Annotated in this window: 8 protein-coding genes and 1 pseudogene; 6 read left to right on the forward strand and 3 right to left on the reverse strand. The window is 68.9% G+C overall.

The window, feature by feature from the left end; all coding sequences use genetic code 11:
- Nucleotides 1–41: 41 nt before the first annotated feature.
- Nucleotides 42–1,046, reverse strand: a complete 1,005-nt coding sequence (locus AC2H6A_RS03040; protein ID WP_484271657.1) for a DUF1521 domain-containing protein — start codon at nt 1,044–1,046, stop codon at nt 42–44.
- Between the two features lie 198 nt (nt 1,047–1,244).
- Nucleotides 1,245–2,189 carry a DUF1521 domain-containing protein gene (locus tag AC2H6A_RS03045; RefSeq protein ID WP_484271658.1) on the reverse strand — a complete coding sequence of 315 codons (945 nt, stop codon included), beginning with the start codon at nt 2,187–2,189 and terminating at the stop codon, nt 1,245–1,247.
- A gap of 302 nt (nt 2,190–2,491) precedes the next feature.
- On the opposite strand from AC2H6A_RS03045, the gene AC2H6A_RS03050 reads away from it, so the two are divergent.
- Nucleotides 2,492–2,797 carry a hypothetical protein gene (locus AC2H6A_RS03050; protein WP_484271659.1) on the forward strand — a complete coding sequence of 102 codons (306 nt, stop codon included), beginning with the start codon at nt 2,492–2,494 and terminating at the stop codon, nt 2,795–2,797.
- 17 nt (nt 2,798–2,814) lie between these two features.
- Nucleotides 2,815–3,207 (forward strand): hypothetical protein, encoded by a 393-nt coding sequence (locus AC2H6A_RS03055; RefSeq protein WP_484271660.1) that lies wholly within the window; start codon nt 2,815–2,817, stop codon nt 3,205–3,207.
- 20 nt (nt 3,208–3,227) lie between these two features.
- Here the strand turns inward: AC2H6A_RS03055 and sctU are convergent, their stop codons facing one another.
- On the reverse strand, nt 3,228–4,310 hold the full coding sequence (gene sctU, locus AC2H6A_RS03060; RefSeq protein ID WP_484271661.1) for a type III secretion system export apparatus subunit SctU: 1,083 nt from the start codon (nt 4,308–4,310) through the stop codon (nt 3,228–3,230).
- Between the two features lie 397 nt (nt 4,311–4,707).
- Here sctU and AC2H6A_RS03065 point away from each other — a divergent pair, with 397 nt between their 5' ends.
- The 4 genes and pseudogenes from AC2H6A_RS03065 to sctC all read left to right on the forward strand — a co-directional run bounded on the left by AC2H6A_RS03065 (nt 4,708) and on the right by sctC (nt 9,474).
- A complete protein-coding gene (locus AC2H6A_RS03065; protein WP_484271662.1) occupies nt 4,708–5,415 on the forward strand; it encodes a lytic transglycosylase domain-containing protein in 708 nt (235 codons plus the stop codon).
- 107 nt (nt 5,416–5,522) lie between these two features.
- Nucleotides 5,523–6,383 (forward strand): annotated as a pseudogene (locus AC2H6A_RS03070) (FHIPEP family type III secretion protein); the annotation flags it as partial.
- 410 nt (nt 6,384–6,793) lie between these two features.
- Nucleotides 6,794–7,396 carry an FHIPEP family type III secretion protein gene (locus tag AC2H6A_RS03075; protein ID WP_484271663.1) on the forward strand — a complete coding sequence of 201 codons (603 nt, stop codon included), beginning with the start codon at nt 6,794–6,796 and terminating at the stop codon, nt 7,394–7,396.
- The gene (gene sctC, locus AC2H6A_RS03080) at nt 7,393–9,474 is read left to right on the forward strand and encodes a type III secretion system outer membrane ring subunit SctC (RefSeq protein ID WP_484271664.1); all 2,082 of its coding nucleotides are present in this window, start codon (nt 7,393–7,395) and stop codon (nt 9,472–9,474) included. The genes AC2H6A_RS03075 and sctC overlap by 4 nt, the downstream gene beginning before the upstream one ends.
- Nucleotides 9,475–9,596 lie beyond the last annotated feature (122 nt).

Below are 9,596 nucleotides of genomic sequence, written 5' to 3' on the forward strand. Positions count from 1 at the left end.
CTGCTGTCGGCGCGCTCGGCCATCGGCGTGGTGCGTCGGGCTCAGCAGCCCACGCCGTGCTTGCCGTAGGCGCCGTGCTTGCCATGCCCGCCGCTCACGCCATGCTTGCCGTGATGGACGGGGATGGGGCCGCAGCCCGGGTAGACAGGGACGCTCTCGCAGCCATGCTTGCCCAGGTAGGTGCTGCCGCCGTGCTTGCCGTGATGCACGCTCGCACCGTGCTTGCCGTGGTAGACCGGCGAGGTACCGCAGTCGGAGCCGCTGATGCCGTGCTTGCCATAGCCATGCCCGCCGATGCCGTGCTTGCCATACCCATGCTTGCCGGCGTGAACATCGCAGCCGTGCTTGCCATAGCCGGCCCCGCCGATGCCGTGCTTGCCATACCCGTGCTTGCCGTGAACCGGCTGGGTTGCGGGTTCGCAGCTCCCGCAGTAGAGCGACTGGAGCTGGCGACGCAGATCTGGCAGTGATGGGCCGCTGGCGCAGGCGGTGCCCGCGCCTGCCGTGCTGATGGGGGCACAGCCCGCGCGGTCGGGAGTCCATCCGCTGCCTTGCGCGGTCTCGCGAACGGTCGGCATGCTGTTGCCCAGCAACCGGTCGAGTGCCTGACCGTTCAGGCCGGGCAGGCAGCGCAAATCGCCGCCGCGACGCGAACCCAGCCCATCGACGATCAGCGACTGCTCGTCGCGGGTGACCACCAGGCCTTCGATGCGCGGCCCGGCACCGTTCGCGCCGGGGCTCACCTGCAGGGTGATCTTGGTGCCGTCATTCAGCATGAACCGCAACGGGCCCGACAGATCGGAGCCGCTGCCGGTCCTGCCCGAGAGATCGTCAGGCAGGGTGGTCGTCACCGGCGGCTGGGCCTCGGTGTTGATGATCCGCACCTGGCTACTGGCCTCGTCGATCTGCAGCTGGTGGCCGTTGCTCAGGCGGATCGCCACGCCGTGTGCATCGCCGCCCATCGGCATCACGCGCCAGAGCGCCGGTTGGCTGAAGGCGGCGGGCAGTGCCTGCTGGAAGCTCGGTAGGACGGTTGTGACGGTCATGGCGGCGCTCGAAGGACGGCAGTGCGGCGATGCGGCGGCCGCCGCTTCGCGAGCTGCGATTGAACCCGGCGATCAGGTGGCTTGCCAGATGGGGCGCGTGCTAGCTCGGGTCCGCCCTAGCTGGGGTTGACCCCAGCATGGGCAGCCGTTGTTGCGGGACGGCCTGCCGGGCTGTTGCCCGGCGGGCCGTCGTCGGCATCAGCCGGCGCGTGCCAGGCTCTGCAGGGCGGTGCTGAGCGAGTTGGTCATGGTCATGGCCTGGGTGGAGTAGAGCTGGAACTGCTGCGAGGCGACGGTCAGCTCCTGGGTGATGCTCGGACGCAGCTTGTCGTCGGTGCAATCCTGCAGCTTCTTGGCCAGCTCTTCCAGCTTCTTGGCCTGGCAGTCGAGCAGGTCGCCCCACTTGCCGGCGATGATCTCGAGCCAGCTCGGGCAGCAGTGCTTGTCGCCGCCGCCATGGTCGTCGTCGCAGTCGCCGCCACCGCCGGGCTTGTCGCAGCCGTAGAGGGTCTCGAGCTGTTTGCACAGATCGGGGGCCTTGGGATCATCGGCGCAGACCTTGGTCTTGTCGAAGTCGGATTGCTTCGCGAGGACGCAGCCGCCTTTTGTGGTCACCCAGCCGATGCCGTTGGCGTTCTCGTACACGGTGAGCTTGCCGTCGCCCACGAGCTTGTCGAGTTCCTTGCCGTTCATGCCCTGGTAGACCTTGAAGTCGCCCTTGGTGGTCTGGGCCAGGCCATCGACGATCAGCGACTGGTCGCCCTTGGTGACGACCACATTGTTGGCCAGCCACTCATTGCCGTTGTTGTAGGGCACGGTGTTGACGGTGATCTTGGTGTCGTCGGCGAGCACGAAGGTGGCGGTGCCGAAGAAGCGGCCCTCGTCGCCGGCCACACCGTTCCAGTCCACATGCGGGTCGCCCCAGATGGTGGTGACTTCCGGCGGCGTGGTGCAGTTGTTGATGATCTTGATCTGGGAGCTGTTCTCGCTGAACTGCAGCTCGTAGCCGTTGTCGAGCTTGACGGTCATGGTGCCACCCGTGGTGGCGCTGCCGCTGTTCTGGGAGGTGATCTGCCAGGTGGGCTTGTTGCAGGTCGGCGAAACGGTGTTGCAGTTGACGGCGGAGGTGGCGGCGACGGTCATGATGGGTGTCCTCGTGGTGTTTGGATGGCGCCGGTGTGTTGGCGACGACCGCAGTGGACCATCGTGGCGCAGGCCCGGGAAAGCTGGGGCGTGCGATAGCTGGGGTTCGCCCCAGCCCGGCAAGCGGTGTCCGCGTGAGAAAAGTCACGACAGCCTCGAAATAGCCGCTCAGACCGATGAATGGGCGCTTGGCCCGGCATCAGCGGCCATGCCAGACTGCAGGCCTGTCGAGGCTTCGCGTGCGGGTGTGCCCTGAACCTGCGCGAGCGCTCTCCCGGTCAACGCATCATCGGACGGACATCATGAGCAACCTGAACTTCCAGAACATTTCCGGCAACATCCAGACCTCGGCGGCTGGCAATGTGGCCAACGGCGGCAAGAAGTCCACCTGGTACGAGGCCCTCGCCAATGCCTGGGGCCAGTCGCTCGACGGTCAGGCCGGTCAGCTCGAGAGCCTGGCGCAGCAGATCAACGAGGGTGACGACAAGCCCTCCACCCTGACCATGCTCTCGGCGGAGTCGGCCAAGATGCAGTTCATGGCCACCAGTTCGTCGTCCTCGCTCACCTCGGTGGGTCAGGCGCTCGAGACCATGGCTCGCAAAGGCTGACAAAGGCCGCTCCCGCCATGTCCGTCGCTTCTCTCGGTTCCGGCGTGCCTGCGGCAACGCCCGCGATCAAGCCCGCCGACCCGACCTTCTCGCTCACCGACCTGTCGCGCTTCGATGCTGCCGCCGCGCGCGCAGGCGGTCAGGCATCGTCCGTGCAGCCGCCGGCCTCGGCCGCCAGCTCGCCGACCATGAAGCAGCTGATGAAGCCCTTCGAGCACCTGAGTGCCGAGGCCTCGCAGATGCAGGCGAAGGCCGGCGCCCTGAGCGCGAAGGGTTCCACCCTGACGCCGGGCGAGATGATCATGCTGACGGTGCGCTGCCAGGAATTCATGTTCCACTGCCAGCTCACCTCGAATGTCGCCAACCGCACCTCGGACGGCCTGCAGCAGCTCTTCCGGCAGCAAGGCTGACCGCTGCCGCGGCGGCATGCTCAGCCCGCCGCGGTCTTCGCGGCTGCCTGATCGCGCATGCCCTTGGCCCAGACGATCGCCTGGGCCACGGCATCGAACAGATCATCGGGCACGATCTCGCCAACCTCGGCGCGGTGAAGCAGGGTGCGCGCCAGGCTGATGTCGCGCAGCACCGGCACGCCGGCCTGCTGGGCCCGGTCACGCATCTCCATGGCCAGGGCATCCTCGCCCTTGGCGCTGACCACCGGGATGGGCGTCTTCTCGGGGTGGTAGTCGAGCGCGATGGCCACATGGGTGGGGTTCATCACCAGCAGGTGCGCCTGCTCGGCCGACAGCACGGCATTGTTCTCGGCCCATTCACGATGCAGCTGCTTGCGCTTGCCCTTGATGTGCGGGTCGCCCTCATCCTCCTTGTGCTCGCGCTTGATCTCGTCGCGGCTCATGCGCATCTTCTTGAGGTAGGCGTACCGCTGATACAGCACATCGGCCACCGCCACCACGGAGAAGATCGCCACGGTCCAGCCCAGCAGCAGCACGGTGGATGATCGCAAGGCCTCGCCGAAGGCCTGTGCCGAACCGTGGTGCAGCGCGCTCACCCGCATGAACATCTCGCGGGTGACCAGCCAGGCGATCAGGCCGAGCAGCGCGGTCTTGGCCAGAGACTTGATCAGCTCGATCAGGTTCTCGGCCTGGAACATCCGCTTGAGGCCTTCCACCGGATTGAGCCGCTCCAGCTTGGGGCTGAGCGGTTCGGTGCTGAAGACCGGACCCACCTGAAGGAACTCCGCCAGCAGGACCAGCAAGCCCACGGGCGCGGCCACCGACAGCACGATGCCCACCAGCGCCCAGGCGCCGGCGCGGCTCACTTCCCGCATGGCGATGTCGAAGGGCTTGTCGATCGAGCCGATGGCCAGCTCGATGAGGGCCGACAGCTGCGCGCCGGCGTAACCGACCACGAGACTGCCCACCACCAGCGTGGCCAGCAGCCCCACCGTGGCGCCCACCTCGCGGCTCTTGCTGACCTCGCCGCGACGGCGCGCATCTCTGAGTCGCCGCTCGGTTGGCTGTTCGGTGCGTTCGCCGGAATCCTGCTGGTCAGACATCGGGCTCGCTGCTAGAAGGGCGGTTCAGGGTGGCCCCGAATCCGTGATGCATGTCCGTGGTGGCCACGCTTGTTCGTGCATTAGTGCACCGCCATGGCGCGCACCGCTTCAGATAATAAGTTCGATCATGAGCGCCAAGCTGTCCGTGTCGTCGACTCAAGCCTGCCGTCCGGCGGATTCGTCCGGGACTGCGCGCGGTCGTCTGGCGTGCGCGGCTGTGGCGCTGTGGCTGCCGGTGGTCCTGCCGGCATCGGCTTGGGCGCAATCGATCCTGTCGCGATTGCCGGCAGATGCCCGGGAGCCCATGGGCTGCGCGCTGACGCAGACCCTGATCGGCGGCGGCCAGGAATCTCCAGCGCGAGCGAAGTTCGCGCTGGCCCTCGGACCCTGCGCAGCCGTGACCGTGCCGCAGCAGGCCGCAGCATCGCGTGATGTGCCGGTTATGCCGGCGTTGCGCCGCATCGACCCCGACCCCGCCACGGCCCGGCTGCTTGCCCCCGAGCCGCCGCCCGCCGAGCCTGCGGCGATGCCGGTGCTGCCCGCGCCCTTGCCGGTGTTTCCGGCATCGCCCGCACCGCGACCCGAGGGCGGTCGCGCCGAGCCGCCGGCCTCGCGTCCGCCTGCCGAGCGCCCGCCGGCGCCGCGGGTGCAGGCCGGGGAGCCGCGGTCGCTTTCCCGCATGCGGGAGGCCGATGGCGTTCTGATGGCCGCGGCTCAGCGCAACGACATCGACCCCCTGCTGCTGCATGCAGTGGCCTGGGTGGAGAGCCGTCATCGTCCCGAGGCGGTGTCGCCCGCAGGCGCGCGCGGCCTGATGCAGGTGATGCCGCAGACCGCAGCCCGTTTCGGCGTGCAGTCGGAAAGCCATCTGCATGATCCGGCGCTCAATGTCGCTGCGGGTGCGGCCTACCTGAAGTGGTTGCAGGGCGAGTTCGGCAATGACCTGTCGCTGGTGCTGGCGGCCTACAACGCTGGCGAGGGCGCGGTGCGCCGCCACGGCAGCCGCGTGCCGCCCTACCCGGAGACCACGGCCTATGTGCGTGATGTGCTTGCAGCCTACCGTGAACTGAGCGCGGGCCGCGCACCGGAAGGAGCGCGTCGATGAGCCTGGAAGCCTACTTCCGCGCCAGCGGCAAGCCGCAGGCCGAGGGCCTGCTCTCGCGCTTCAGCGACCTGGTGCTGGTGGCCGGCGTGATCGCGATCGTGGCGCTGATGATCCTGCCGCTGCCGGCGCTCGCGATCGACGCGCTGGTGGCGGTGAACATCCTGTGCGGCGTGACCCTGCTGCTGCTGGCGATCTACATCGCCTCGCCCTCGGAGTTTCCGGCCTTCCCGAGCGTGCTGCTGGTGACCACGCTGTTCCGGCTGTCTCTGGGCATTGCCACCACCCGCATGATCCTGCTCGAGGGCAATGCCGGTCACATCATCGACACTTTCGGCGCCATGGTGGCCGGCGGCAATCTGGTGGTCGGGCTGGTGACCTTCCTGATCATCACGGTGGTGCAGTTCATCGTGATCGCCAAGGGCGCCGAGCGGGTGGCCGAGGTGGCAGCGCGTTTCTCGCTGGATGCCATGCCCGGCAAGCAGATGTCGATCGACTCCGACCTGCGCGCCGGTCTCATCGACAAGCACGAGGCCCGTCGCAAGCGTTCGGCCCTGGAGCTCGAGAGCAAGCTGCATGGCAACCTCGATGGCGCGATGAAGTTCGTCAAGGGCGACGCCATCGCCGGCATCGTGATCATCCTGATCAATCTGGTCGGCGGGTTGGCGGTGGGCGTGCTGCAGCGGGGCATGGACATGTCCAGCGCGCTGGTGAAGTACTCCATCCTCACCATCGGTGACGGCCTGGTCTCGCAGATCCCGGCGCTGCTCGCGGCGATGTCCGCCGGCCTGATCGTGACCCGCACCAATGGCGACGAGACCGACCGCCATCTCGGCGATTCCATCCGCAAGCAGGTGATGGCCAAGCCGCGGGTGCTGTTGGTGGCCGGTGGCATCTCGCTGCTGATGGCGCTGGTACCGGGCTTTCCGGCGGTGGTCTTCGTGGTGGCCGGTCTCACGCTGATGATCACCGGCGCCATGCTGACGCCGGAGTTGCGCGAGCGTCTGCAGCGCTACCTGCGCCCGGCCAGCAGCTGGCGCAAGCGCCCCGAGGAGGAGAGCGCGGTGGTGGTCACCCGCTCTGCCGAGGTGGTTCCCCAGCCGATGGTGATGCTGCTGCTCGAGATCAGCGGGCCGCAGGCGCGGCAGGTTGACCCGCCGATCTTGCCCGCCGGCTCGATGCGGTGCTGCGCGATTTCAACCTTCGGCTGGGCGTGGCCCTGCCGCGGGTGTCGCTGCACTTCGATCCCTCGCTGCCGCGCTCGAGCTGGCGCCTGCTGGCCTTCGAGGTGCCGATCGCCAGCGGCGAGACCGCGCCCGACGGGGTTCAGGGCATCGTCACCGCCTGCGCTCAGGCGCTGCGCCGGCAGTGTTCGCTGTTCGTGGGCTCGCAGGAGGTGTCACAGCTCTTCACCCGCGCCGCCGAGGACCTGCCCGACCTGGTCAAGGAGGCGCAGCGGCTGGTGCCGGTGTCGCGCTTTGCCGAGGTGTTCCGTCGGCTGGTGGAAGAGGAGGTGGGGGTGCGCAACCTGCGTTCCCTGCTCGGCGGCATCGTCGAGTCGGCGGACCGCGACAGCGATGTCCACACCCTCACCGAGTTCGCGCGGATCGCGTTGCGGCGCGAGCTGTGTCACCGCCATGCGCCCGGCGGCGTGCTGCGCGCGCTGCTGCTCGACCCCGACCTGGAGAATCATCTGAAACAGTCCGTTCGCACCGCGGGTCACTCCCAGCAGCTGGCCATTGATCCGCCCTTTGCCGAGCGGCTGGTGGCGGCGATCGGCGCCGAGGTGGCGCGCACCGGCACGCCGGTGCTGCTCACCACCATCGAGGTGCGGCGTCATCTGCGCAAGCTGATCGAGAACGACCTGTTCGATGTGGCCGTGCTGTCCTTCCATGAGCTCGTGCCGACGCTGCGCATGGAGGTCACGGGCAAGATCGCGGTGCCGCCCGAGCCGGCCCGGCAGATCGCGGCGGAGGCGGCATGAGCCCGTCGCGGATGATCCGGGGTCATGCCCGCGCGCTGGCCATGCTGGCGGTGGCGGCGGCGCTTGCGCTGGCCTCGCTCGCGCTGCCCCAGGAGGCAGCGGCCGGCGTGGCGCCCAACCTCGGACGCAAGGTGAGTCTGGTGGCCCGCGAGCAGCAGCTGCCGGCTTTCCTGAATGACCTGTTCTCGCAGATCGATGTGCCGGTGGCGGTGAGCCAGAGTGCCACCGGCGTGGTCAACGGCCGCTTTGCCGGCACTGCCGACTCGGTGTTCCGCGAGATCGCCCGCAGCTTCTCGCTGGTGGGCTATCACGACGGCGCGGTCATGCATGTCACCTCGGCCTCGGAGATCGGCACGCGAACCTACGGCATCGATCCCGCCCAGGCCTCGCGGGTGCTGCGCTCGGCCGAGGATCTCGGGCTGACCGACCCGCGCAACACCCTTCGCACCACCCGCAGCGGCACGCTGGTGGCGCTGGGGGCGCCGCGCTTTCTGCAGCAGGTGGATGACCTGGTGCGCGCCGAATTCAGCGTGCCGGCGCCGCGCGTGCCTGCCCCTGCCACGGTCACTTCCGCGGCAATGGCGCCGGGTTCGGTGCCGCCAGGCACGATCGGCTTCCGGGTCTTCTATCTGCGTCACGCCTGGGCCCAGGACACGCGGGTTGCCTTCGGCGGGCGGCAGCTGGTGGTGCCGGGTGTGGCCTCGGTGCTGCGCAATGTCACCGCCGGGCTTGGTCAGACCCTGGTTCAGCCGATGGTGCCGGGACAGGCGGCGCCGGGCGCCGCGATGGCCGAGGGCGAGACCCTTCTGCGTCCGTCGCAGCCTCGTCTGCGCGGCAAGGGACTGGCCGACATCGGGCGGATGCCCACCCTCGGGCAGAACGGGCAGGGCGGCGATGCCGGTGATGCCGGTGCCGAGCGCGCGGTGGTCGAGCGCGGAGCCGACCGTGGCGCGCTGGGTGCGGCGGCTGCGGTGGGCCCGGGCTCGCGTTACCTCGTGAGCCAGGTGGGCGGCGCGCATGTCGAGGCCGATCCGCGCTCCAACGCCGTGATCGTGCGCGATGTGGTCGAGCGACTGCCGATGTACGAGCAGCTGATCGCCGCCCTCGACTTCGAACCGCAGATGGTCGAGGTCGAGGCCACCATCGTCGATGTGAATATCTCGCGGCTGCAGGAACTGGGCATCAACTGGCGCTGGATCAACGGCCGCAACGATGTGCTCTTTGGCCGCGGGAACGACTCCGACTCGCGGCTGGCCGCCGGCCAGCAGATCACCCCGACCGGCATGGGCATGTATGTGTCCACGGTGCTGGGCAGCGGCTACAACTTCATCTCGCGCATCAATGCCCTGGCCTCCGATGGCGCGGCCCGGGTGGTATCGCGGCCACAGCTGATCACGCTCTCGAATGTCGAGGCGCTGTTCGACAACAACTCCACCTTCTATGTGCGGGTGGCCGGCCGGCAGGAGGTCGACCTCTTCAATGTGTCGGCCGGCACCTCGCTGCGTGTGACCCCCAATGTGTTCCGCGACCGCGAAGGCTGGCGCATCAAGCTGCTCGTCGCGGTGGAAGACGGCAGCATCTCGAAGCAGCAGGTGGATCAGATCCCGGTGGTCGACCGCTCCACCATCAACACCCAGGCGCTGATCCAGGAGGGCGAGAGCCTGCTGATCGGCGGCATGACGCGCGAGAGCAGCGAGCGTGGCACCGATCGCGTGCCGGTGCTCGGCGATGTCCCGGTGATCGGCAACCTGTTTCGCAACCGCAGCGAGACCACCCAGCGCTTCGAGCGTCTCATCCTGATCACGCCGCGGCTGGTGCAGTCGGGTCGCGTCCAGGCGGCGGCCGCCGCGTTCACCGGTGCGTCCGGTGGCGCCGCAGCCACCGGTGCCGGCGCGGGTGCCTCCCCCGCACCGCGCGTGCCGATGCCGGCGCCCGCGATGCCCGCCGCGGTGGCGCCTGGCGCCCCCGCCGGCCGCACCGAGCCGCGGGTGGACAGCACCTACCGGCATGTCTGGCCCGGCAGTCGGCCTCCCGCCAGCACGAGCGGCTGTCGCGACGCCATGGGGGCGCCATGCTGAGGCGTCAGCGCGAGGAGCCGGTGGTGGCCGAACCCCATCTGCCGGTGGAAGAGCGCGAGGACACGCTGCTCGCGGTGGTCAGCGGACCGCGCGCCGGTGCGCGGCGCCCGCTGGTCGACGGC

It is taken from the genome of Quisquiliibacterium sp. (assembly GCF_982640115.1).

Bases quoted from the DNA above. Each gene is read 5' to 3' on its own strand.
- sctC (WP_484271664.1), top strand. From the start codon at position 7,393: ATGAGCCCGTCGCGGATGATCCGGGGTCATGCCCGCGCGCTGGCCATG.
- AC2H6A_RS03050 (WP_484271659.1), top strand. From the start codon at position 2,492: ATGAGCAACCTGAACTTCCAGAACATTTCCGGCAACATCCAGACCTCG.
- AC2H6A_RS03055 (WP_484271660.1), top strand. From the start codon at position 2,815: ATGTCCGTCGCTTCTCTCGGTTCCGGCGTGCCTGCGGCAACGCCCGCG.
- AC2H6A_RS03040 (WP_484271657.1), bottom strand. From the start codon at position 1,046: ATGACCGTCACAACCGTCCTACCGAGCTTCCAGCAGGCACTGCCCGCC.
- sctU (WP_484271661.1), bottom strand. From the start codon at position 4,310: ATGTCTGACCAGCAGGATTCCGGCGAACGCACCGAACAGCCAACCGAG.
- AC2H6A_RS03045 (WP_484271658.1), bottom strand. From the start codon at position 2,189: ATGACCGTCGCCGCCACCTCCGCCGTCAACTGCAACACCGTTTCGCCG.